The following is a 24,250-nucleotide window of genomic DNA, read 5'->3' as shown; positions in this document are numbered from 1 at the left end:
CATCCATGCGCCTGCCGCGATGGCGGCGAACAGCCTCCCCACCTCACGGCGGGAAAAAGACAGTGCGCCGGGCGAGGGCCCGGCGCACTGCAAAGTCGAAAGTGCTTTCGACATGAGACCAGTTGGTTCCCGAAGGTCGCCAGGGCCGGATCGGGATCCGGCCCTGGCGGCGCATCAGAACGAGTAGCGCAACGACGCCGTGTAGCTGCGGCCGGAGGTGAAGTAGTTGTGGCCGAGCATGCCGATGTGCTGCTGCATCAGCTGCTTGTACATCGAGTTCGTCAGGTTGCGGCCCTCCAGGGCGAAGGTCAGGTTGTCGTCGAACCGGTACTGGATGCCCGCATCGACCTGGCCATAGCTGTCGCCCCACAAGGGCAGGCCCAGGGGCAATCCGTGCGACCCGTAGCCGCTGCTGGCGGTGTTGGTGTCCAGGCCGTTCTGCTGGTTGGGGCCGGTGTTGTCCGAGTTCAGCGACACGCCCTGCAGGTACTTCTCGCGCCAGGAGTAGGCCACGCGCGCCGAGATCGGCCCCTTGTCGTACAGCACCGCCAGGTTGAAGGTGTTGCGCGACAGGTTGGGCAGCGGGGTGTCGCCGAACGTGCGGCCATCGGTGTCGCAGCCGTTGATGAACAGGTTCAGGTTGTCGGCGCCGGCGCCGGCCGAGCAGTACGGCGAGTACACCGCGTTGTACCGCTTCATCTTGCTGTCGACGTAGGTGTAGTTGGCCTGCAGCCCCAGACCCTGCAGCCAATCCGGCAGATTGTCGTAGTACTGCTGGTAGGCCAGCTCGATGCCGCGGGCGTGGCCCTTGGCGCCGTTCACCGGTGCCGTGATGACGAAGTCGTACGGCGTGCCGTCGTCCGCGTTGACCGTGCGGGTGTAGGTCTGGTTGACGATGATGTCCTTCAGATCCTTGTTGAAGACCGCGAAGGTCAGCGAGCCGGTCTTGGCGAAATACCACTCGGCGGTCACGTCCTCCTGCGTCGAGCGCACCGGCTTGAGCATCGGGTTGCCGCCCGCAGTGCCGGTGAAGGTCACCGAGCGCACCACGGGATTGTTCGGGTCGGTGTTGTCGATGTCGACGTTTTCCTTCAGATCCAGGTAGCCCTGCATCTGGCTCAGGTCCGGCCGCGAAATCGCCTTGGCCGCCGCGAAGCGGAACTGCAGCGCGTTGGTGGCCTTCATGCGCAGGTTCAGGCTGGGCAGCACATCGGTGTACGAGTTGTCGAAGGATTCGGCCTTCGCGAAGCTCGTGAACACCGGCACCGTCTCGCCCCCGGCGCCGGTGGGCGGCGTTGCCGCGGTGAGCGTGGTGTAGCCGTTGGCATGGCCCTCGGTGTGCACCACGCGCAGGCCCACGTTGCCGTCCACGGGCATCGCCAGCTCGTCGAAGGCGAAGCGCAACTGCGTGTAGCCGCTGGTGGTGCGCTCGTGCTGGTCGTTCGTGCCGATCGGGTCGCCGAGGCCGGCAGGCGCCCAGGTGTACGGGTTGGCGTTGGCACCCATCCAGCCGCAGTGATCGTCGCCGCCCCATGCCCAGCCGGTGCAGAGCGACTTCACGTGGTCGTGCAGGCTCACGTAGCTGGCCGGGAAGCCGTTGACCACCGACGCACCCGGGAAGTACATGCCCGGCACCGCACCCATGCCGCCCATGAAGTTGGAGAACGGGTTGTACTGCGTGGCTTCGCTGTAGTTCTTCACCCAGGCCAGATCGTTCACGTACCAGTAACGCTCCCAGGCCTTGCTCACCGCCGCCCAGTTGTAGTTCGGGTTCGAGTTCTGCGTCAGCGCGTCGCGGTCGGCCAGGCGCACCCCGAAGCGGAGGTCGACCAGATACGGGTTGTCCTGGAACTGGTAGCGCGCGTCGCCGCGCCAGGCCTTCTGCGTGGCTTCACCCTTGTCCAGGTGCTCCATCGTCGTGGCCCAGTAGTAGTTGTCCCGGTTGTTCAGGAACTCGGTGTCCGAGGTGTCGAAGCTGGCCTTCGGAATGGAGCCGGTGAGGTCGATGGTCTGCTTGGGCATCAGGATGCCGGTCGCGACGTTCGAGTCCAGCGCGTGGGTCTTCGACGTCACGTACTGCAGATCCGAGGTCAGCGTCCATTCGGCGGACGGCTTCCAGCGGAAGTTCCAGGCCCAGTCCTCGCTCTGCGAGGTGCGCGAAGAGAAGCGGGTGTTGTTCTCGACCTCGATGCCGTCGGCGTTGCTCTTCAGCACGCCCTTGACCAGGCGGCCCGCGTCGTCATAGACGGCGTCCTCGATCAGGATCGAGTAGGGGTCGACCTCGGCCTTGACCGCCCACTCGCGCATGTCGAACTTGTAGCGCGACTGGAAGTAGGTCAGGGACGACTCCATGTCGTTCTTCTTCCACTGCAGCGCCGCGTAGGCGCCGTCGCGGGTGCGGTCGTATTCCTGGCGACGCCAGCTCAGGTCGCGCGGGAACCAATGGCCGTCGGCCGTCGGGATCGTTTTCCCATCGGCCGTCGTCGTCGTGGGGTAGTACGGGTCCACCGTGACGGTGTCGGTGCGGCTGGTGCCTTCCGAGTGGGCGACGTCGAGCAGCACGCCGAACTTGCCGAACTCGGTGTCCCAGCTGTTCGCGATCAGCCCCGACACCTCGGGCTTGAACTTGCCCTGCAGGTCGGAGTAGGTGGTCGACAGGGACACCGCGCCCTTGAAGCCCTTGTAGTCGAAGGGCAGGGCGGTGCGCAGGTCGACCAGGCCGGCGATCGCGCCCTCGGTCTGCTCGGCCGACGGGTTCTTGTAGACGTCCACCCGCGACATCAGCTCCGGCGGCACGTCTTCGAAGCCGAGGCCGCGGCCGTTGTTCGCGCTGAAGGTTTCGCGGCCGTTGAGCTGCGCGCTCACGTAGGTCAGGCCGCGGATGATGACGCCCGAGCCTTCGACCGAGTAGTGGACCGGGTCGGAGCGCGCGGCGGTGCGGTCCATGGTGACGCCGACGACGCGCTGCAGCACTTCCGTGACCGAGCGATCGGGCAGCTTGCCGATGTCTTCGGCGACGATGGAATCGACGATCTCGTCGGCTTCCTGCTTGATCTTCTGTGCCGATTGCAGGGCGGCGCGCTGGCCCGTCACGACGACGGTCTCGACCTTCTCGGAGGCCGGCTGGGTCTGCGCCTGCGCGGCGCCACACAGCAGCAGCACCGTTTGCGCCGCTGCGATCGACAACGCTGTCTTCTGGAAATGTCTCACTCTCATTTGCTCCTCGTTGGTCCTCGGGGTCAGCACTTGCGAGCCTCTCTGCGGGCTGTCAGCCTCTTGTGCTTCTTAGTGCTTCAGTGGTGGAAATCAGGTCGGGGTCATCGGTGCGCGTTTGCTGCCTCCCTTCAGTCCTTGATCGACACGGCGCGAGCCGCGTGATCCAGTGCTGCGTAGTGAAGGTTCGACGGGGTTCCCGCGACGGCCACGTGCCACGCCTGGCCGGGCACGAGGTCGATGAAGTTGTCGGCGAATGTGGCGCCATCGGCCTGCAGCCACAGCCCCTTGACGGGCCGGTCGGCGTTGAGGCTCAGCCCGCCGGCCGCGCGGGTCACGGTGATGGCTGCGGCGTCGAGCCGGTAGAACTTGAAGGGCTCGGCCCAGGCGCAGTCGCGCGCCAGCTCGGCGCTGTCCGCGGGGTTCAGCGCACGCAGCTCGGCGACGACGGGCTCACCCGCCGCCGGCAGGGCCTGCGTGGTCTCGACGGTGCTGCTCGCCGGCGCCACGCGGTCGCTGATCGTGTCCAGCAGGCAGCGGCCGTCCAGCGCGTAGACGCGCAGTTGCAGCAGCACCGCGCGCGCTTCGCTGCCGGCGTTCATCACCGCCAGCCGGACCTGGCCCGCCTCGAGCCGCGCGGCCACGGCCAAGGGCGCCAGCGCGCGGCGGATCGCATGCCACGCCGGCTTGACGGTGCCGGACGAATCGATCAGCGCCCAGCTGGTGACGGGCCAGCAGTCGTTGAGCTGCCAGACCAGCGCGCCGCCGACGGCCCGCGCGCCGGGCTGCTGCCAGCGGCGGCGGAAGTCCTGGTAGGCCACGCGCATCGCCTCGGCCTGGATGAACTGGGTGGCGTAGACCTGCTCGGCCAGCGAGGGGCCGACACGCAGGTTGTCGGCCATGTAGACGGCCAGCCGCCGGTGGCCATCTGGGGCGCTGCCGCCGGCCTTGTTGTGCCATGTGGCGGTGCGGCTTTCGGCGAATCGCTCCTCGGGCGGCAGCACCGATTCCAGCAGGGCCAGCGAGGGGTGCGACTGCATGCCGAACTCGCTGACGAAGCGCGCCTGCACGTCGCCGTAGCGCTGGTACGGCAGCATCTGCTGGTGCCAGACCTCCCAGCTGTGGCGGTCGCCGACGGTGGCGTCCGCCGACATGGTGATGCCGGTGGGGTTGGGCGAATACGGGCTGCCGGGCCAGTAGGCGCGGTCGGGGTCGAGCTCGGTGCAGACCTCGGGCAGCAGCTTCTCGTAGATGGCGCGGGCATCGAAGCGCTCGAGCTGCGCATGCGGGCCGTACGCGCCGATCGACTCGGCCACCGCGTAGTCCTCGTTATTGCCGCACCACAGCGCCATGCAGGCGTGGTGGCGCAGGCGCTTGACGGCAGCGCGGGCCTCGTCGCGCACGCTGGCCAGGAACGGGGCGTGCGCCGGGTACATGCCGCAGGCGAACATGAAGTCCTGCCAGACCAGCAGGCCCAGCTCGTCGCAGGCGTCGTAGAAGGCGTCGTGCTCGTAGATGCCGCCGCCCCAGATGCGCAGCATCGTCATGTTGGCCGCCGCGGCCTGGGCCACGCGCTCGCGGTAGCGCGCGGGCGTGATGCGCTCCAGCAGGCTGTCGTCGGGGATCCAGTTCGCGCCGCCGGCAAAGAACCCCTGGCCGTTGACCTCGAAGTAGAAGCTTCGGCCGCCTTCGCCCTTCACCGGCTCCTGCACCAGGCGCAGCGTGCGCAGGCCGATGCGGCGGCGGTCTTCCGCCAGCGGCTGGCCGGCACCGTCGACCACCCTGGTCACCAGCGTGTAGAGCGGCTGGCCGCCCATGCCGCGCGGCCACCACAGGCGGGCCTCGGGGACCGCGAGGCTCGCGCCTGCGACTTCGGCCGCGTAGGCCGCGCGGGCGACGCTGTGGCCGTCCGGATCGAGCAGGTCCAGCTCCACCGCCAGCCCGGGCGCGGCGCCTTCGAGGCGCGTCGCCACGTGGATGGCCGCGCGCTGGGCGGCCACGTCCACCTGCGTGCGGGTCTGGACCTCGTCGATGCGCGCCTCCCAGCTGTGGCGCCGCACCGGCTTCCACGGGCCGCAGGTCAGCAGCTCGGGGCCCCAATCCCAGCCGAAGTGGTATTGCGCCTTGCGGGCATACAGGCGCGCGCTGTCGCCGTTCCAGAGTTGCCGGCGCCCGAAGGCGGCCTCCTGTTCGCGCGCACGCGCCAGCGGCGGGTCGAAGCGCAGCACCAGCTCGTTGCTGCCGATGCGCAGGCGCTCGCGCACGTCCACGCGCAGCGGCACGAACATGTTGGACGAGGTGAACAGCGGCACGCCGTTCAACCAGGCGGTGCAGTAGGTGTCCAGGCCCTCGAAGACCAGGGTTTCGTGGGCGGCCAGGCTCGCCACATCGAAGTGCAGGCGCCACGCCCAGGTGCGCTCGCCGACCCAGCGCACGGCCGTCTCGTTCGTGCCGTAGAACGGGTCGGGGATGCGGCCGGCGGCGAGCAGCGCGCCGTGGGCGCTGCCCGGCACGGACACGGCCTGCCATTCGGCATCGGGCAGTGCGTTCAGCGCGGCGCAGTCCACGCCAGCCGGCGCCTCGGCCAGTTGCCAGCCGGCATGCAGGTCCAGCAGTCGTTCAGGGGTCATGGGTAGGGGTCCAGGAAGGGAGGTGTCAGTTCAGGCGGGCGCCGGTCTCGTCGGCACCGAACCAATGGGTGCAAGCCGCGGGCCACCGCAGGCCGACGGCCTCGCCGCGACGAGGCCGCGGCCCATCGGCAGGCAGGCGGGCCAGCACCCGTTCTCCGGCCGGCAGGCCGACGTGCACGATCTGTTCGTTGCCCAGGTGTTCGGCGAACTCGATGCAGCCCGACAGGCCTTCGCCGGCCGGCGCCAGGCTGACGTGCTCCGGGCGGATGCCCAGCACCAGTTCCGCGGGCAGCGGGCCCGCGGCGGTCGGTGCCTCGAGCGACGCGCCGGCCACGTGGATGGCGCCGGCGCCGTCGGCGCGCGCAGGCAGGAAGTTCATCGCCGGGTTGCCGATGAAGCCGGCGACGAAACGGTTGGCGGGGCGGTCGTACAGCGCGAGCGGCTCGCCGCACTGCTCGATGCGGCCGTGGTTGAACACGGCGATGCGCTGGCCCAGCGTCATCGCCTCGACCTGGTCGTGGGTGACGTAGACCATGGTCGTGCCCAGCTCGCGGTGCAGGCGGGCCAGCTCGGCGCGCATCTGCACGCGCAGCGCGGCGTCGAGGTTGGACAGCGGCTCGTCGAACAGGAAGACCTCGGGCTGGCGCACGATGGCCCGGCCGATGGCCACGCGCTGGCGCTGGCCGCCGGACAGGGCGGCCGGCTTGCGACCCAGCAGCGGGTCGAGCTGCAGGATGCGCGAGACCCGCGCTACCGCTTCGTCGATGGCGGCGCGCGGCTGGCGTGCCAGCTTGAGCGCGAAGCCCAGGTTCTCGCGCACGGTCATGTGCGGGTACAGCGCGTAGCTCTGGAACACCATCGCCACGCCGCGCTGGGCGGCCGGCGTGTCGTTGACGATGCGGCCCCCGATGCGCAGGGTGCCGCGGGTGATGTCTTCCAGCCCGGCGATCAGGCGCAAGGTCGTCGACTTGCCGCAGCCGGATGGGCCGACGAACACCATGAACTCGCCGTCGGCCACGGCCAGGTCGATGCCGTGCAGCACCGGCGGCGCGCCGGCACCGAAGGTCTTTTCTACGTTCTCGAGTGCCAGATCGGCCACGTTCGGAGTTCCCGGCTCGGGGTGTTGAGCTAAACAAAAATGTGTTGCGCAGTTTGTTTCTCTGTCTAGTTTGCGTCACTCAGGGACAATACCTAGATTCTGCCGGTGCGCCACACTCGCCAGCCCCCTGGCGGGCAGGCATAATCAAACTGTTTACTAAACAGTTAGCTTGAACTCCACCCCTCGCACCTTGCTCGCCGCCTTGGCGCTGGCGGCCCTGGCTGCGGCCGCCGCGGCGCCCGCGCCAGCGCCTGCGCGCAAGCTCGTCGTCTGGATGGTGGGCGACGACCGGATCCCGCGCCTGCTCCAGCCGGCGGTCGAGGCCTTCCGGGCCGAGCACCCGGGCGTCGACGTGGAGGTGCGCGACGTGCCCTGGGCCGACGCGATGACCAAGTACTCCGCCGCGCTGGCCAGCCAGCGTGGCCCGGATCTGATCACCGGCAGCACGTCCTACGGCATCGACCTGGGCGCCAAGGGCGCGCTGGTGGACCTGAACCAGCGCGCGCCGGATCTCGTGCGCCTGCTCGAGCAGCATGCCAACCCGGGCGCGCTGCGCGCCGTGCGCCGCCCCGACGGGACGATGCATGCCGCGCCGTTCGACATGCATGCGCAGTTGCAGTACTACCGGACCGACCTGCTGCCGCGCGCCCCCGCCACCTGGGACGAGTTCATGGCGGCGGCCAAGGCCCTGCGCGCCAAGGGCACGCGCGGTTTCGCGCAGCAATGGGGCAACACCACCTGGCTGGGCTACTTCCCCTACCTGCGCCAGGCGGGCGGCGCGGTCTACGACGAGGGCTGCACCCAGGCGCTGCTGGGCAGCCCGCAGGCGGTCACGGCCCTGCGCTACTACGCGTCGATCTACCGCGAGCTCCAGGCCCCGACCGATTCGTGGCCGGACGCCGACGGCGGGCTGGCCAGCGGCGCGTACCCGCTGATCCAGTCGGGCACCTGGCAGCTGTCGTCGATCGACATCATGCACAAGCAGGTCGCCGGCCATTGGGCCGCGGCGCCCCTGCCGGCCGGCCCCACCGGGCGGCGCACCGCCTTGCTCGGCGGCACGGTGCTGGGCGTGACGGCCTTCTCGCCCCGCATCGACCTGGCGCTGGCGTTCATGCGCACCGTCTACCGGGCGGACGTGGCCCGGACCATGGTCGACTCGGCGCTGGAGATGGGGTTGATGTGGCTGCCCGCGGGCCGGCAGGACCAGCTCGCCGCGCTGCCGATGCCGGCCGATCGCAAGCAGGCCATGCTGGCGCAGCTCCAGGACGCGGAAGGCCCGCCCAACTGCCCCGGCTGGCTGCGCTACGAATACGCTGTCACGCGGGCCGTGCAGCGCGTGGTGCTGGCCGGTGGCGACCCGCAGACCGAACTCAACCAGGCCGCCGCGGTGTTGAACCGCGCGCTGGCCCGGCACTGAGAGCCTGAACAGCCCAGCATGCGCGAGACCATGACCCACGGACCGCTGTTGCGAACCTGGCGCCGCCATGGCCAGGACATGCTGCTGGTCGCACCCTTCTTCGCGCTGTTCGCGCTCTTCGTCGCCTGGCCGGTGCTGCGCTCGGCCTGGCTCAGCTTCACCGAGTACCACGCGACCTCGGCCCCGGTGTGGGTGGGCGGGCGCAACTATGCCGACCTGTTCACCGACGAGCGCTTCTGGACGGCCTTGCGCAACACCTTCACCTACATGGGCGCGGTGTCGCTGATCTCGGTGGTCATGGGCCTGGTGCTGGCCCTGGCCTTCGGCAGCCAGTCGCGCCTGCACCAGTGTGTGCGCATCGCCTTCCTGCTGCCCTCGGTGGCCGGTGGCGTCGGCGCCATCTCGGCCTGGAAGTGGATGGCCAACTCGGAGCCCTACGGTCTGTTCAACAGCGTGCGCGTCGCGCTCGGCTTCGAGCCCGCGCGCTTCCTCGGCGATCCGGTGTGGAGCATGGTGATCCTGGTGATCGTCGGCGTGTGGTCGGTCGTCGGCTACAACATGGTGATCTTCGTGGCGGGCATGCGTGCCATTCCCGCCCACCTGGTCGAAGCGGCCACGCTGGACGGCGCCACGCGCTGGCAGCGGCTGCGCCACGTCACGCTGCCGATGCTTCGGCCCTCGCTGGTGTATGTGCTCGTCACCGGGATGATCGCGTCGTTCCAGGTGTTCTACGAACCCTATCTGCTGTTCGGCACCGTCGACAACATCGGCGGGCCGCTGGACTCCGCGCTGATGCTGGTGACCTACCTGTTCGACTACGGCTTCCGCCAGCTCGACCTGGGCCTGGCCTCGGCCGCCGCCTGGGTGCTGACGACCATCCTGTTCTTCCTCACCTGGGTGAACCTGAAGGTGGGCGGCGTCACGGAGAGTCGGCGATGAGCCGCCTGCCCGGTGACAAGCCCGGCCGCTGGCTGACGCTGGCGCGCCTGCCGCTGTGGCTGCTGGTGGCCGGCGTGCTGCTGCCCTACTACTGGATGAGCATCGGCGCATTCAAGTCGGTGACCGAGCTGGTCCGGGTGCCGCCTTCGTTCTGGGCCGAGGCGCCCACCTGGCGCAACTTCTTCAACCCGGATTGGGCCGGCACCTCGGCCGATCCCGAGCGCCTGGCCGGCATCCTGCAGGTGCAGGTCGAGGGGCATGGCTTCCTGCACTTCTACGCCAACAGCCTGCTGGTCACCTTCTTCGTCACGGGGTTGAGCCTGCTGGCCGCGTCCTTCGTGGCCTTCGTGCTGACCAAGCGGCCCTTTCCCGGCAGCCGGCTGCTGTTCAACCTGCTGCTGATCAGCATGATGGTGCCGTGGGAGGTGACCATCGTGCCGAACTTCGTCACCGTGGCCCGCCTGGGCTGGGTCAACACCTACGCGGCGCTGCTGGTGCCGGGCCTGGCCAAGGCCTTCATCGTCTTCTACTTCCGCCAGATCATCACGTCGATCCCCGAGGAGCTGATCGACGCGGCGACGATGGACGGCGCGGGCGCGGTGCGCACCTGGTGGAGCGTCGTGCTGCCGCTGCTCAAGCCGGCGCTGGCCGCCATCGCCATTCCGGTGGCCGTGAGCGAGTGGAACAACTTCCTGTGGCCGCTGCTGGTGGTCAACGACGCCGAGTACATGACGCTGCCGCTGCAGCTCGGCAAGATGGCCGGCAACCTCACCTTCTACCCGCACACGGCGGCCGTGCTGATGGCGGGTTCGCTGCTGGCCTCGCTGCCGGCCATCGTGGCCTTCCTGCTGCTCCAGCGCCAGTTCGTCGATGGGCTGACCGCCGGCGCGACCAAGGGTTGAGCATGACCGGCACCGATTCGAGCTTCACCACGCCCGCCTTCGCCTCGCGCTGGGCCCAGCGCTGGCAAGACGAGCTCGCAGGCAACGTGCTGCCCTGGTGGCAGCGCGAGATGTTCGACGATGCCGGCCGGCTGCTTGGCTCGCGCGGCAACGACGGCGTGCTGCGCGAGGTGCCGCGCAGCGCGGTGCTCAGCACCCGCGTGCTGTGGGCCTTCGCCAGCGCCCAGGGCCGCCTCGGCGCGGATGCGGCGGGCGCCCAGGCGGCCCGGCGTGCGTGGGACTGGGTCACCGGCCCGCAGACCGACGCCGAGCACGGCGGCGTGTTCTGGTCCGTCGATGCCGGCGGCCGGCCCGTCGACGACCACAAGCAGGTCTACGCCCAGGCCTTCGCGATCTACGCCTTCACGGCCGTTCACGCCTGGCAGAAGGGCGAACGGGGCGCGGCCGCCGCGCCGGTAGGCCCGGCGCTGGAGAAGGCACTGCGCCTGTTCGACCTGCTCGACGCGCACGCATTCGATGCCGCGGACGGCGGCTGCTGGGAAGGCTGCGCGCGCGATTGGACGGTGCTCGGGGATTCCCGCCTGTCGGACAAGGAGCCGCAGGCGCCGAAGTCGATGAACACCATGCTGCACGTGGTGGAGGCGCTGACCGAACTGCATCGCCACCACCCGGACCCGCGCGTGGCCCGGCGGCTGCGCGAGTTGATGGGGATCTTCCTCGAATCGATCTGGTTGCCGCAGCAGCGCTGTTTCGGCCTGTTCTTCTCTGCCGACTGGCGCCACCTGACACCGCAGGTGTCTTTCGGCCACGACATCGAGACCGCCTGGCTGCTGGTCCGCGCGGCCGAGGCCTTGAACGATGCCGCGCTGCTGCAGCGCACGCGCGAGTTGGCGCGGCGCGTGGCCGATGCCGTGCTCGAGCGCGGCGTGGCGGCCGACGGCAGCGTGCTGGGCGAGGGCCGCTTCGACGGCACGATCACCGACGCCCGCCGCCACTGGTGGTGCCAGGCCGAGGCCGTGGTCGGCTTCTGGGATGCCTGGCAGCACGGCGGTGACCCGCGCCATGCCCAGGCGGCCTGGCGCGCCTGGCAGTACATCGACAGGCACCACGTCGACCGCGTGGGCGGTGACTGGTTCAAGACGCTGGACGCCCAGGGCTGCCCGATCGACCAGGTGCCCAAGGCCGGCCCCTGGGAGTGTCCCTACCACCATGTGCGCGCCGGCCTCGAGATGATCGAGCGCCTTCAGCGCGCTCCCCGATGAACCCGACCCTGGCCGCCTTCGCCGAGCCCGCCGATTCGACGCTGGCGGCGCTTCGCACCTATGCGCAGCTGTTCGCCGGGCAGCGGGCGCGGCTGGCCGCGGCGGCCATCGTCTACCTGATCAAGCACAGCCCCGCGGTGCTGCTGCCGGTGATCACCGGCATCACGGTGGACCTGCTGGCCGAGCACGCGCCGCTGACCACGCTGCTGGCCTGCGCGGCGGGCACGGCGCTGCTGATCGCGCAGAACCTGCCGGGCCACCGCCTGTACATCCACCTGATCAGCCATGCCGTGCGCGATGCCGAGGCCGCGCTGCGCAGCGCCCTGGCCGAGCGCCTGCTGGTGCTGTCGTTGCCGTGGTGGTGGCGGCAGTCGCCGGCCGCGCTGCAGACCAAGCTGCTGCGCGATGTCGAATCCGTCGGCCTGCTCACGATGGCGCTGGCCGACGGCGTGCTGGGATGCGGCAGCGGCATCGCCGTGGCCCTGGCCGTCACCGCCTGGCGCGCGCCGCAGTTCCTCTGGCTGTTCCTGTGCACGGTGCCGCTGGCGGCGGCGCTGGTGTGGTTCACGCGCAAGCGGCTGGGCCAGGCGCAGAACCAGCACCGCGAGGCCATCGAAACCCTGGGCAACAGCGCCGCCGAAATGGCCCGGCTGCTGCCGCTGACGCGCGCGCACGGGCTGGAGCCGGCCCAGCTCGAGCGGGTGGGCGGCCACATCAGCGAGGCCGCCCGCACCGGGCTGGCGCTGGACCAGGCCGGTGGCCGCTTCGGCGCCATGGCCTGGGTCGGCTTCCAGGGCATGAATGCGCTGTGCCTGTTCGTCGCGGCGGGCATCTATGCAAGCGGATGGATCGCGCTGACGCTGGGCGACGTGGTGCTGCTTTCCGGCTTCTTCGCAACGCTGACGAATTCGGTGCTCGGCCTGGCCAACCTCGTGCCCCAGATCCATCGCGGCATCGAGGCCATCCGCTCGCTCGACCTGCTGCTGCGCAGTGCGCCGGTGCAGGCGGTGGGCACCGAGCGCCCGGCCCGCTCGCACGGGCAGGTGAGCTTCGAGGCTGCCACGCTGGCGCACGAGGTCGGCGCCGCCGGGGCGGGCGTGCACGCGATCACGCTCACGCTGGCGCCGGGCGAAACCGTGGCCCTGGTCGGCCCCAGCGGCTCGGGCAAGACGACGCTGGCGATGCTGGCCTGCGGCCTGCTGGAGCCGCAGGCGGGGCGCGTGCTGATCGACGGCGTGGCCCTGGCCACGCTGGACCCGCAGGCCTGGCGCCGGCAGGTGGCCTGGGTGCCGCAGGACGCGCTGCTCGGCGACGGCACCGTGCGCGACAACCTGGCGTTCGGGCTCGGCCCGGTGGACGATGCGGCCCTGTGGCCGGTGCTGCACGAGACCGGCTGCAAGGCCTTCGTCGAGCGCCTGCCGCAAGGGCTGGACACGCCGCTGGGCCACCACGGCCACCGCCTGTCCGGCGGCGAGCGGCAACGGCTGGCCTTGGCCCGTGCGCTGCTTCGCGAACCCCGCCTGCTCGTGCTGGACGAGCCCACCAGCGCGCTGGACGGCCAGAGCGAACGCATCGTGATGGCGGCCCTCGAACGCAGCCGCGCCACCCGTGCCACGCTGGTCATCGCGCACCGGCTGTCGACGGTGGCCAATGCCGACCGCCTGGTCGTCATGGACGCCGGGCACATCGTGGACCAGGGCCGCCACGACGAGTTGCTCGCGCGCTGCGGGCTTTACCGGCGCTTGTGGCAGGACGAGGAATCCGCGCCATGAAGCGTCTATGGGAGTGTTTGTTCACGATGACCACCGCCGCCACGATCGGAATGGCAACCCCCGCCGCCAGCGCGGCAGACGCGCGCCTGCAACAGGTGCTGAAACGGCTGGACGCGGGTCAGCCGATCATGGTGGCCGCGATCGGCGGCTCGATCACCACCGGCTACGCCGCCAACCCGCCGCGCGAGCGCGGCTGGGCCGCGCAGGTGGCGGCCCGGCTCGGCCGGTGGGGGCCGGTGCGCTTCATCAACGCCGGCGTCAGCGGCACCGATTCGGCCGCGGCGGTGCAGCGCCTGCAGTCGCACGTGCTCGATGCCGAGCCCGACCTGGTGTTCGTCGAGTTCGGCGTGAACGACCAGTGGCTGGACGAGCGCGTGCGCGCCGCCAGCTACGAGGCCCTGCTGCGCCGGCTGCTCTCCGCCCCGAAGCCGCCCGCGGTGGTGCCGCTGATGCTCACCCAGCAGGGCAACCGCTTTCGTGATGCCGTGGACCAGCAGCTTCGGCTGGCGGCGCACTACGGCCTCACGGCGGTCGACTTCGGCCAGTGGATGCAAGGCCGCGTCGACAGCGGGCAGGGCCGCTGGGAGGTGCTCTACGACGAGCCCGTGCACCCCAACCAGCGCGGCCACGACACCATCGCCCAGGCCGTCATCGAATCGCTCGAGGGGGCCATGAAGACGGGGGCACCCGCTGTGGCTGCGGCCTTGCCCGAGCCCCTGCATGCCCGCGCCCGCGAGTACGAGCACGTGCGCCACTTCGCCGGCGATGATCTGAAGCCCTGGCGCCACCACGGCTTCGTGCGCGGCGGCGAGGTTCACCCGGAGTGGGCGCAGCTGCCCGGCGGCCAGGTGGCGGGCTGGACCACGACGGCCGACGATGCGCAGGCCTCGTTCCTCGTCTGGGGCCGCGAGGTGGCCGTCTTCCACGCCGAGAGCGAGCGTTACCGCAACCTCGAAGCCTGGGTCGACGACGGCCCGGTCGTGACCTTGCGCGGCCAGGTGCCCGAGCGGGTCGGCTACATCGGCTGGCACTACACCGTCGTTGGCACCGACCTGGAGCCGGGCGCCCACCTGCTGCACGTGCGCGTCAAGCGTGATGAGTGGGCCGGCAGCGGCCGCAGCGCCAGCCTCGTCTCCGTGATGGGCGCGGGGCTGCTGCCGCCCGCGCTGCACCCGAGTGATTTCGTGCGCGAATCGCCCAGTGGCGTGCGCGGCTGGCGCTTCGTGACCGCCGACGATGCCCGGTGGCGCACGACCGGCCGCACCGGCAAGGAGGCCAGCGGCGCGCGCCTGCTGGCCTGGAGCGGCACCGAGCTGCGCGCCCGCTTCACCGGCACGCAGTTCGCGCTGCGCTTCGCCCCCGGGCGCGGCGGCATCAACCACTTCACGGTCGAGGTGGACGGCCGGCCCCACATGCTGTCGCTGCGCGGCGAGGGCCTGGCCGACTGGCGCCTGCGCGAACCGCTGCCACCGGGCGAGCACAGCCTGCGCATCGTCAAGCGCACCGAAGGGGCGATGGCCGAAGCCGTGCTGCACGGCCTGCTGCTGGGAACGGGCGGCCAACTGCTCGCGCCGCCGCCCGCCCGTCCGCTCAAGCTCGAGTTCTACGGCGATTCGATCACCGCCGGCGCCTGCAACGGCGACATGGGCGAGGACCAGTACGAAGACCTCTCGAGCCACGACGGCACGCGCGCCTACGGCGCGCTGACGGCCCAGCGCCTGGGGGCCGACTACGTGGGCATCGCCTTCAGCGGCATCGGCATCACCCGCACCTGGGGCGAGTTCCTGATGCCGCAGGTCTGGAACCGCGTGGCGCCCTGGCCGGATGCGCCCGAAGCACCGCGCGATGCTCGCGAGCCCGATGTCGTGCTCGTGAACCTCGGCCAGAACGACCACGGTTTTCCGGCCTCGCGCGGCGAACCCTTTGCCGCCGATTTCGCCGAGCGCTACCTGGCCTTCGTCCGCCAACTGCGCCAGCGCTACCCGGCGACGCGGCTGGTGCTGCTGGCCGGCGGCATGACGGCCTGGAAGGAGCAGCCGGCGATCCCGCAGGCGTTGGCCGAAGCGGTGCGGCGCCTGAAGGCCGAAGGTGATGCCCAGGTCTGGACCTACACCTTCCAGGCCTTCTCCTGGGCGCATCCGCGCATCGACGTGCATGCGCAGATGGCCGACGAGCTGGTGGGTTTCCTGAAGAACAACGTCCTGCCGTGAACCGACCGCCCGAACGCCCCGACCTGCGCCAGCCCGAGGCGCTGCTGGCCCACATGCGCCACACGCTGTCGTTCTATGCACCCCGCGTGAAGGACGGCAGCGGGGGCTGCTTCCAGTTCTTCAAGGACGATGGCACGGTCTACGACCGCCGCATGCGCCACCTGGTCAGCAGCACGCGCTTCGTCTTCAACCATGCCTTGGCCTGGCGCTGGTTCGGCGCGCCGGTGGCCGACGTGGCGCATGCACTGGCCTTCGTGCGCAACGCGCATGCTCAGCCGCAGGGTGGCTACGCCTGGGTGCTGGACTGGCACGAGGGCCGCGCGACGGTGCTCGACGACACCCACCACTGCTACGGCCTGGCATTCGTGCTGCTGGCCCATGCCCATGCGGCCGAGGCCGGCGTGCCGGGCGCCCGCGAAGGCATCGCCGAAACCTTCGCGCTGATGGAAGAGCGCTTCTGGGAGCCCGAGCACGGCCTGTATGCCGACGAGGCCACGCCGGACTGGCGGGTGGGCGCCTACCGCGGCCAGAACGCCAACATGCATGCCTGCGAGGCCATGCTGGCGGCCCATGCCGCCACGGGCGAGCAGTGCTACCTCGACCGCGCGCTGGTGCTGGCCGAGTCCATCACCCAGTGCCAGGCGGCGATGGCCGGCGGGCTGATCTGGGAGCACTACCGCGCCGACTGGACGCCCGACTGGCACTACAACCGCCACGACAAGACGAACATCTTCCGCCCCTGGGGCTTCCAGACCGGCCACCTGACCGAGTGGGCCAAGCTGCTGCTGCAACTGGAGCGGCGCCTGGGCACGGCGGCGCCCGCGTGGCTGTTCGACACGGCCGCGAGCCTGTTCGACGAGGCCATGAAGCCCGGCTGGGACGAAGCCCACGGCGGCTTGGTCTACGGCTTCGGGCCCGATGGCCGGGTCTGCGACGGCGACAAGTACTTCTGGGTCCAGGCCGAAAGCCTGGCCGCGGCTGCGTGGCTGGCGGTGCGCTCCGGCGACGACCGCCACTGGCAGTGGTACGACCGCCTCTGGGCCTACGCGTGGGCGCACTTCGTCGACCACGAGCACGGCGCGTGGTACCGCATCCTCGCGCCCGACAACGCCAAGGTCAGCGACGAGAAAAGCCCGGCCGGCAAGACCGACTACCACACGATGGGCGCCTGCCAGGACGTGCTGGCCGCGTTGGGCGTGGCGCCGCCGCCGACATCCAACGAGCCCCTGGAGACGACCCCTTGAAGAAGACACCCGCCTGGCATCGGCTCGCCGCCGCTGCGCTCCTCGCGCTGGGCCTGCACGCGGCCCCGGCCGCCTGCGCGCCACTCGAATGGCGTGGCATCAGCCTGTCCAGCGCCGAATGGGGCGAGAAGAACTTTCCCGGCGTGCTGGGCAAGGACTACGCCTACCCCACCGTCGAGAGCACGGCCTACTACCAGGCCAAGGGCATGAACCTGATGCGCGTGGCCTTCCGCTGGGAGCGGCTGCAGCCCACGCTGAACGGCGACTTCGATGCGGCCGAGCTCGGCCGCCTGCGCCAGCTCGTGGACGGCACCACCGCACGCGGGCTGTCGGTGCTGCTGGACCCGCACAACTACGCCGCCTACCGCGACAAGCCGGTCGGTTCGCGCGAGGTGCCCATCGCGGCCTTCGCCGATTTCTGGCGGCGCCTGTCGCTGCAGTTCAAGGACAACCCGCGCGTGCTGTTCGGCCTCGTCAACGAGCCGCACGACCTGCCCACCGAGACCTGGGCGGACGCTGCCCAGGCCGTGGTGGACGCGATCCGCGCGACCGGCGCGGCCAACGTCATCACCCTGCCGGGCAACGGCTGGACCGGCGCCTGGAGCTGGCACAACAACTGGTACGGCACCGCCAACGCCGAGGTCATGACGCGGGTGAAGGACCCGGCGGACCGCATGCTGATCGAGGTGCACCAGTACTTCGACGACGACGGCTCCGGCAGCCACACCACCTGCGTCAGCCCGGCCATCGGCGCCGAGCGGCTGCAGCGCTTCACCGAATGGCTGCGCCGCCACGGCCGCCGCGGCCTGCTGGGCGAACTGGGCGGCGGCGACAACCCGGCCTGCGCCGGCGCCGTGCGCGGCGCGCTGGACCACCTGCAATCCAACGCCGATGTCTGGGCCGGCTGGCTGTGGTGGGCAGGCGGCCCGCTGTGGGGCGACTACTTCATGTCGCTCGAGCCCGGCGCCGATGGCCGCGACAAGCCGCAGATGCGCTGGCTGGAGCCGTACCTGAATCACACCGGGCCAACGGCGTTCTGCACCCAGCTGAGCTCGGACCCCGATGGCGACGGGATCGGCACCGAAGCCGGCGCCCCCTGCAAGATGCGAACGGGCTTCGACATCACCGCCGACATGGGCTACGGCTGGAACCTGGGCAACACGATGGATGCCATGGGCAACACCGCCGACCCGGTGGGCGACGAGACCCAGTGGGGCAACCCCCGGACCACCCAGGCCAACCTGGACGCGGTCCACCGCGCCGGCTTCAAGACCCTGCGCCTGCCGGTCTCCTGGGACGACCATGTCACCGGCACCGGCTACACGATCGACACCGCCTGGATGGACCGCGTGGAGGCCATCGCCAACTATGCGTTGAACGACGGCATGTACGTGATCGTCAACGTGCACCACGTCGGCGCCTGGGAGAGCCCAACCACCGACAACGAGGCCAGCGCGGCCGATCGGCTGCGCAAACTGTGGACCCAGATCGCCACGCGGTTCGCGAAGTACGACCACCACGTCATCTTCGAAACCATGAACGAACCGCGCAACCGGTCAGGCGGCACCGACGACTGGTGGGGCAAGGACCCCAGCACCTTCACGGTGATCAACCACCTCAACGCCGCCGCCCTGGCCGCCATCCGCGCCACCGGGGGCAACAACGCCAGGCGCCTGGTGATGATGCCGGGCTACGTGGCGGGCACCGAGGAACACCAGCTCGATGCCATCGTGATGCCCAACGACAAGATGGTCGCCCTGTCGGCGCATTCATACAGCCCGTACCACTTCGCGCTCAACCTGGGCACGGGCAGCGTCACGACCTTCACCGACACCGCCACCGTCGACGCCATCTTCGCCCGGCTCGACAGCAAGTTCATCCAGAAGGGCATCCCCGTCGTCATGGGCGAGTGGGGCGCCTTGCTGAAGAACAACAACGACGAGCGGGTGAAGCACGCCATGTACTTCGGGCAGAAGGGCAGCGCCTACAAGATCCCCATCGTCTGGTGGGACAACGGTCAGTTCACCTACGATCCCGACCACCCCACCGCGAACGGCGAGGCCTACGGCCTGCTCGATCGTGTGACCAACACCTGGCGATTCCCGCAGATCGTCGACGCCATCAAGGCTGGCTGGGGAAGCTGAAGCGCAAGGCGCCCGCCGCGCGCGTCACTGGGCCGGATCGCGAAGATGGCGCTGAAGAAAGGCCTCGACACGCTGGGCGAAGTCCACCCGCGTGGACAGGTGCTGCCAGCCATGCCCCTCGTTCGGGTAGACGATCCACTCGGGTGGATGGCCTGCCTTGATCAGGGCTTCGCGCAGGCGCGTGCCGTGCGTCAGCGGCACGCGCAAGTCATCCTCGCCGTAGGCCAGCAGCAGCGGCGCACGAATGCGCTCGGCCTGGGCGACGGGCGATACCGCGGTGAGCATGGCAGCATCCTTGTCGACATCGCCCACCATCTCGGGCAGCATGTGCCGGCGACCCCAGCGGCCGATGTCGTCGAGAACCCAGCTCGAGCCCTCGAGGAACAGGAAGGGGTCGGCCACGGCCACCCAGGCGACGCCGCAGCGGTACAGATCGGGGTGGCGTACCAGGCCCATCAGTGTGGCGTAGCCGCCATAGCTGGCTCCGGCAATGCAGGCCCGGTCGCTGGCCAGGCCCTGCTTGCGTGCCCACAGCAGCGCGTCGGCCACGTCGTCCTGCATGGCCTGGCCCCACTGCTTGAAGCCGGCCCGCCAGTGGGCCTCGCCGTAGCCGGTGCTGCCGCGAAAGTCCGGGGCGATGACCAGGTAGCCGCGAGAGGCCAGGAACTGCTCCATCGGCGCCCAGCGCCAGGAGCCGCCGCGCATCCACGGGCCGCCGTGCACGAGCACCACCGCCGGCGCGGCCTGGCCTGCCGGCACCCCTTGGGGCAGCGTCAGCCAGACCGGCAGGTCGCGCCCGTCGCGCGCCTTGATGCGCTGGAAGTCGACGCCGGCCATCTTGCGCGGATCGATGCCGTCGAGCACGACGGCCACGTTCTCCCAGCGCTGCGTCGCGGCGCGGTACAGCAGCAGGCGGCCCGGGTCGCGGTCGGCGTAGGACTGCACCAAGGCCACCATGTCGGCCTGTCCGCAGCGCCGACACTGGATGAGGTTCACGCGGCCAGGTAGGCGCTTGTCCACCGCCTCCTGGAAGCGCTTCATCGCCTCGTCGAACCAGACCGAGACACCCGCGTCGGCATCCAGGTGCAAGCCCACTATGCCGGCACCGGGCTCGCCCGGGACGAGCATCCCCTCGAAGTCGAACCCGGGCACTTGCACGATGGGGCGGGTGGCCGGCGCCAGGGTGTCGAAGTCGAAGGTCGTCAACACGGCTTCGCGGGCCTCGCCACGCTGGTGGGTCACGTAGAGACGCCCATCGCCGGCGACGGCGACGGGCCGGAACGGCTCCTGCAGCACGTCGAATTCGGCGATGCGGCGCCACGACGTGGCCCCCGGCGCCAGCCAGTGGTAGCTGGCGCGTCCCTCGTCCACGCTCATGGCCAGGCGAGGTTCGCCGCGCGGGTCGAACCACCAGGCTGCCGCGCCGTCCGGTGCCGCCGGCATGTCCATGCGGCGAACAATGCCCGAGCGCGTGTCCAGCCACATCGGCGCGACGTGGTACTGACCGCCTCGGGCCTGCCCGAGGACGACCTCGTTGGGCTTGACGCCGGCCTGTGGCACCGGAACGAACAGCAGGTGATGGCTGAGGTCGAGCGTGCCCGGCTGCTGCCGGCATGACTTCACCTCGCTGCAGATGAGTTCGACGTGTTGCTTGCCGCCCACGTCCACCGAGAAGAGCCCGGGTGCATGGCCACGGATCTTTCCAGGCTCCAGCTGTCCGAGGCTGTAGAGCAGGCGTTCGTCGTTCACCCAATGGAAGTCGACGACGTCCAGCTTCTTGTAACTCGCCAGCACCCTGGCGGGTTCGGCGGTCTGCTGCAGATCGACCACCAGCAGGCTGGCCCGGGAGTCGTCGCGCACGGCGGTGATCGCGACGTGGCGCCCCGTCGGCGAGAGCTCGGCGCGCAGCACGGAAGGGTGGCGGAAGAAATTCTCGTCGGGGACGACCGCCGCCGGCTTCGCAGCGGCCCCGGTGGATGCAGCGGGCGGCGCCAGATCGGTCGCGCCAGCGGCCAGGGGACAAATCAGCGCGAGCGCCAGCTCGATGGCGCGCCCCGTCGCGTTGGCACGTTCGGCCATGAAGTTCGACTCAGACCGCGCCGCGGCGGGCCTCCAGCTGGCCCCGGATTTCGTGCATGCGGTTCTCGGTGAGGCCGAAGCGCGAGATGATCAGGATGCCGATCATCAGCCCCACGACCGGGATCGCCGACAGCAGGACGCGGATCAGGAAGATCGCGTCGTCGCTCTGCGCCGGCAGCTTGGCGTCGAAGCCGGTGAATTGCAGCACCCAGCCCGAGGCACCGTTGCCCAGCGCCAGCCCCACCTTGGTAATCCACGACTGGCAGGCAGCGAACGAGCCCTCGCGGCGCTGGTCGGTCTCGAGCTCGTCGTGGTCGATGATGTCGGCCGCGGCCGAGCCGTAGATCGTCCAGAAGCCGGCACCCGTGAAGGCCACGAAGCCGCTGGCCAGCAACTGCAGCATCGGCAGTTCGGGGTTGTAGAAGAACCAGTCGCCGACGAACGCGGCAATGGCCAGCGACAGCACGGTGATCAGCGCATTGCGCTTGCCCCAGTGGTGCGCCACCCAGCCCGCGAAGGGAATGCCGGCCAGGCCGAACAGCATGCCGGACACGCCCATCAACGAGTTCCACTTCGTCGCCTCGGCGAGGTTGCCGTGGCACACGTAATACACCGTGGCGTAGTAGCCCAGCAGGCCGACCATCGCGGTGGCCATGCCGTAGGACAGCATCGTGCCCAGCAGTAGCCGGAACGGGCGGTTGCGCAGCGTGCGGTAGAGCGTGTCCTTGAGCGGGATGCGCTGGTGCGTCCTGCTGACGAGCTTCACGTAGTAGCGCTCTTTGACCAGCAGGAAGATGGCGACCGACACCGCCACCATGATGGCCCCCAGGATGCTGGTGTAGACCTGCGCGCCCTTCAGGATGTCGGGCTTGCCGTTCGCGTCGTTGAAGATCGCCAGCGTCGTGAACTGGGCCGCCACGAACATCGCCAGTTCCGGAATCTTCTGGATCGCGTTCTTCACCGACATCAGCCGCGTACGCTCGTGGTAGCCCGGCGTCATCTCCGCGCCCAGGCTGACCCAGGGCATGTTGAAGCAGCTCATCACCGGCACGTAGATGAACGTGGAGACCAGCATGAAGATGAAGTACTGCGTGTCGGTCCAGCCACGTCCGACGGCGAACATCAGCGGCAGGCCGATGCCGGCCAGGACGCCGCCCACCAGGATGAAGGGCCGGCGGCGCCCGAAGCGGGTGCGCGCGTTGTCCGACAGCCAGCCGAACATGGCGTCGCTGGCGGCGTCGACGAAGATCTTGATCATCAACGCCGTCGAGATCAGCCCCGGCGCCATGCCCAGGAAGACGTTGAAGACGTGGAAGGCGAGCGACTGGTAGAGCCAATGGCCCCACATGTCGAGGAAGGCTCCCATCCCGTAGCCGATCTTCTGGGGCAGGGGAACGCGGTCGGATACGGCGGGAAGCGACATGCGGGAGTCTTGATGTTTCGGTTGCGAAGGCAAGGCGCGGGCCCTCATGCCCCACGCGTCCGCGCCGACCAGCGCGCCGCCCTTGATCGAAGGCAAGAGCAGTCCATGGCGAGGGCTCCGATGTTAGTTTGGTGACCGAACGAACTAAAGAGGTATAAACACCTAGCCACAGGAAAGCGGCGGAGCCCGAGACTGCCGGCCGTGCACAGGGCTGGCCACGCCACCTGCGCCGCGACGAAAAGGAGACGCCTCGTGAAAACCACCGAACCGCCAGCGCACGGGCCGCTCACGAACGACAAGGCCATTCGCAAGATCGTGATCGTCGGCGGCGGCACGGCGGGCTGGATGGCGGCCGCGCCGCTGGCGCAAAGACTGGGGCAGGGCAGCCGCCAGCCCTGCGAGATCATCCTGATCGAATCGCCCGACATCGGCACGATCGGCGTCGGCGAGGCCACCTTGCCGACGATCCGGCACTACAACCTGTCGCTGGGCCTGGACGGCGCCGACTTCATCAAGAAGACCCAGGCGACCTTCAAGCTCGGCATCGAGTTCAAGGATTGGGGGCACGTCGGCAACCGCTTCTTCCACGGCTTCGGCGACTTCGGGCCCGCCATCGACAACCGCTCGCCCTACATGCACTGGCTGCGCCTGCGCCGGGCCGGCGAGATGCCGTCGTACGAGGAGTGGTCCACCTCGACGGTGATGGCGCGCCAGAACCGCTTCACGCCGCCACAGGGCGACCGGCCCTCGGCGGCCAACGCCTACTCCTTCGCCTTCCATTTCGACGCGTCCTTGTACGCCGCCTACCTGCGCGAGTACGCGATGCGCCGCGGGGCCGGGCGCATCGAGGGCACGATCGTCGACGTCGAGCTGCGGCCCGAAGACGGCTTCGTCGCCGCGGTGAAGCTCAAGGACGGCCGGCGCATCGACGGCGACCTGTTCATCGACTGCTCGGGCTTTCGCGGCCTGCTGATCGAAGGCGCGATGAAGGCCGGCTACGAGGACTGGAGCGCGATGCTGCCGTGCAACAGCGCGCAGGCCGTGCCCTGCGCCAAGGTGGCGAAGCTGACGCCCTTCACCACCTCGACGGCGCACGCCGCCGGCTGGCAGTGGCGCATCCCGCTGCAGCACCGCACCGGCAACGGCCACGTCTACTGCAACGGCTTCACCAGTGACGAGGAGGCCACGCGGGTGCTGCTCGAGGGCCTCGACGGCGAGGCCCAGGACGCCCCGCGCCAGCTGCGCTTCACCACCGGCCGGCGACGCCAGCAGTGGGTGAAGAACGTCGTCGCGCTGGGGCTGGCGTCGGGGTTCCTGGAGCCGCTCGAGTCGACCAGCATCCAGCTGATCATGGATGGTGTCGGGCGGCTGATCCAGTACTTCCCCGACCGCGATTTCGCCCCCGCGCTGGCGGCGGAGTTCAACCGCAAGATGGCGTTCCAGTACGAGTCGATCCGCGACTTCATCATCCTGCACTACAAGCTGACCCAGCGCAGCGATTCGGAGTTCTGGCGCTACTGCGCGGCGATGCCGATTCCCGAGGCGCTGCAGCACCAGATCGAGCTGTTCCGCTCGTCGGGGCGCGTGGCCATCCGCGATCCCGAGGGCTTCGCCGAGCCGTCGTGGGTCTCCATCCTGCTCGGCCTGGGCGTGATGCCGCGCAGCTACGACCCGCTCGTCGACCTGATCGACGAGCAGGCCTTGCGCACGCACTTCAGCCGCGTGCGCACCGCGATCGCGCAGACCGTGGCCGGCATGCCGGACCACGGCGACTACATCGCCCGGCACGTTCGGGCCGAGGCACCTGCGATGGCCGAGAACGCGGCCTGATGCGATGGGCTCGGGAGATGGCGCCCACGCGTGGGCAGGCAACCATGAACAAGCACGACATGAGAGTTGATCAACGAGGGTTCCGA

14 protein-coding genes are annotated in these 24,250 nt (G+C 69.8%); 9 read left to right on the top strand and 5 right to left on the bottom strand.

The genetic code is table 11. From position 1 onward, the window contains the following. Positions 1-174: 174 nt before the first annotated feature. From VJ693_RS12180 to VJ693_RS12170, 3 genes are all read right to left on the bottom strand, one after another. Positions 175-3,216, bottom strand: coding sequence for a TonB-dependent receptor (locus tag VJ693_RS12180; protein ID WP_324154463.1), 3,042 nt, complete (start codon positions 3,214-3,216; stop codon positions 175-177). Positions 3,217-3,344: 128 nt separating this feature from the next. Next, positions 3,345-5,843: a glycoside hydrolase family 2 protein gene (locus VJ693_RS12175; protein WP_324154462.1), complete on the bottom strand. Its 2,499-nt coding sequence runs from the start codon at positions 5,841-5,843 to the stop codon at positions 3,345-3,347. 25 nt (positions 5,844-5,868) lie between these two features. Then, on the bottom strand, positions 5,869-6,942 hold the full coding sequence (locus tag VJ693_RS12170; protein ID WP_324154461.1) for a sn-glycerol-3-phosphate ABC transporter ATP-binding protein UgpC: 1,074 nt from the start codon (positions 6,940-6,942) through the stop codon (positions 5,869-5,871). Between the two features lie 169 nt (positions 6,943-7,111). Between VJ693_RS12170 and VJ693_RS12165 the strand changes: the two genes are divergently transcribed. Genes VJ693_RS12165 through VJ693_RS12130 form a run of 8 tightly spaced genes read left to right on the top strand, consistent with a single transcriptional unit; the run spans position 7,112 to position 18,832 of the window. After that, the gene (locus tag VJ693_RS12165) at positions 7,112-8,359 is read left to right on the top strand and encodes an extracellular solute-binding protein (protein ID WP_324154459.1); all 1,248 of its coding nucleotides are present in this window, start codon (positions 7,112-7,114) and stop codon (positions 8,357-8,359) included. Between the two features lie 30 nt (positions 8,360-8,389). Beyond that, a complete protein-coding gene (locus VJ693_RS12160; RefSeq protein ID WP_324154457.1) occupies positions 8,390-9,298 on the top strand; it encodes a sugar ABC transporter permease in 909 nt (302 codons plus the stop codon). Continuing rightward, on the top strand, positions 9,295-10,200 hold the full coding sequence (locus VJ693_RS12155) for a carbohydrate ABC transporter permease (protein WP_324154456.1): 906 nt from the start codon (positions 9,295-9,297) through the stop codon (positions 10,198-10,200). The genes VJ693_RS12160 and VJ693_RS12155 overlap by 4 nt, the downstream gene beginning before the upstream one ends. 2 nt (positions 10,201-10,202) lie before the next feature. Next, the gene (locus VJ693_RS12150; protein ID WP_324154454.1) at positions 10,203-11,462 is read left to right on the top strand and encodes an AGE family epimerase/isomerase; all 1,260 of its coding nucleotides are present in this window, start codon (positions 10,203-10,205) and stop codon (positions 11,460-11,462) included. Continuing rightward, positions 11,459-13,234 (top strand): ABC transporter ATP-binding protein, encoded by a 1,776-nt coding sequence (locus tag VJ693_RS12145; protein WP_324154452.1) that lies wholly within the window; start codon positions 11,459-11,461, stop codon positions 13,232-13,234. The genes VJ693_RS12150 and VJ693_RS12145 overlap by 4 nt, the downstream gene beginning before the upstream one ends. After that, on the top strand, positions 13,231-15,444 hold the full coding sequence (locus tag VJ693_RS12140; RefSeq protein WP_324154451.1) for a GDSL-type esterase/lipase family protein: 2,214 nt from the start codon (positions 13,231-13,233) through the stop codon (positions 15,442-15,444). The genes VJ693_RS12145 and VJ693_RS12140 overlap by 4 nt, the downstream gene beginning before the upstream one ends. A 53-nt stretch (positions 15,445-15,497) precedes the next feature. Further along, the gene (locus VJ693_RS12135) at positions 15,498-16,688 is read left to right on the top strand and encodes an AGE family epimerase/isomerase (protein ID WP_324154469.1); all 1,191 of its coding nucleotides are present in this window, start codon (positions 15,498-15,500) and stop codon (positions 16,686-16,688) included. Then, positions 16,685-18,832: a glycoside hydrolase family 5 protein gene (locus tag VJ693_RS12130; protein ID WP_324154449.1), complete on the top strand. Its 2,148-nt coding sequence runs from the start codon at positions 16,685-16,687 to the stop codon at positions 18,830-18,832. The genes VJ693_RS12135 and VJ693_RS12130 overlap by 4 nt, the downstream gene beginning before the upstream one ends. A 24-nt stretch (positions 18,833-18,856) precedes the next feature. Here VJ693_RS12130 and VJ693_RS12125 read toward each other — a convergent pair whose 3' ends face one another. Further along, positions 18,857-20,911, bottom strand: a complete 2,055-nt coding sequence (locus VJ693_RS12125; protein ID WP_324154448.1) for an alpha/beta hydrolase family protein — start codon at positions 20,909-20,911, stop codon at positions 18,857-18,859. Between the two features lie 10 nt (positions 20,912-20,921). Beyond that, entirely contained in the window at positions 20,922-22,334 is a 1,413-nt protein-coding gene (locus tag VJ693_RS12120) for an MFS transporter (RefSeq protein WP_324154446.1), read from the bottom strand. A 252-nt stretch (positions 22,335-22,586) separates the two neighbouring features. Between VJ693_RS12120 and VJ693_RS12115 the strand changes: the two genes are divergently transcribed. After that, positions 22,587-24,164 carry a tryptophan halogenase family protein gene (locus VJ693_RS12115; protein ID WP_324154444.1) on the top strand — a complete coding sequence of 526 codons (1,578 nt, stop codon included), beginning with the start codon at positions 22,587-22,589 and terminating at the stop codon, positions 24,162-24,164. Positions 24,165-24,250: the final 86 nt, after the last annotated feature.

Origin of the sequence: Ideonella sp. (assembly GCF_035254525.1) — a bacterium.
Classification (GTDB): Bacteria; Pseudomonadota; Gammaproteobacteria; order Burkholderiales; family Burkholderiaceae_C; genus Ideonella.
Note: the sequence above shows the minus strand (reverse complement) of the source record. Positions and strands in the feature narration are given on the sequence as shown.

What these genes read in the sequence shown, in the direction of transcription:
- VJ693_RS12180 (WP_324154463.1), bottom strand. Translation starts at nt 3,216, where the DNA reads ATGAGAGTGAGACATTTCCAGAAGACAGCGTTGTCGATCGCAGCGGCG.
- VJ693_RS12175 (WP_324154462.1), bottom strand. Translation starts at nt 5,843, where the DNA reads ATGACCCCTGAACGACTGCTGGACCTGCATGCCGGCTGGCAACTGGCC.
- VJ693_RS12160 (WP_324154457.1), top strand. Translation starts at nt 8,390, where the DNA reads ATGACCCACGGACCGCTGTTGCGAACCTGGCGCCGCCATGGCCAGGAC.
- VJ693_RS12155 (WP_324154456.1), top strand. Translation starts at nt 9,295, where the DNA reads ATGAGCCGCCTGCCCGGTGACAAGCCCGGCCGCTGGCTGACGCTGGCG.
- VJ693_RS12150 (WP_324154454.1), top strand. Translation starts at nt 10,203, where the DNA reads ATGACCGGCACCGATTCGAGCTTCACCACGCCCGCCTTCGCCTCGCGC.
- VJ693_RS12145 (WP_324154452.1), top strand. Translation starts at nt 11,459, where the DNA reads ATGAACCCGACCCTGGCCGCCTTCGCCGAGCCCGCCGATTCGACGCTG.
- VJ693_RS12140 (WP_324154451.1), top strand. Translation starts at nt 13,231, where the DNA reads ATGAAGCGTCTATGGGAGTGTTTGTTCACGATGACCACCGCCGCCACG.
- VJ693_RS12135 (WP_324154469.1), top strand. Translation starts at nt 15,498, where the DNA reads ATGCGCCACACGCTGTCGTTCTATGCACCCCGCGTGAAGGACGGCAGC.
- VJ693_RS12125 (WP_324154448.1), bottom strand. Translation starts at nt 20,911, where the DNA reads ATGGCCGAACGTGCCAACGCGACGGGGCGCGCCATCGAGCTGGCGCTC.
- VJ693_RS12120 (WP_324154446.1), bottom strand. Translation starts at nt 22,334, where the DNA reads ATGTCGCTTCCCGCCGTATCCGACCGCGTTCCCCTGCCCCAGAAGATC.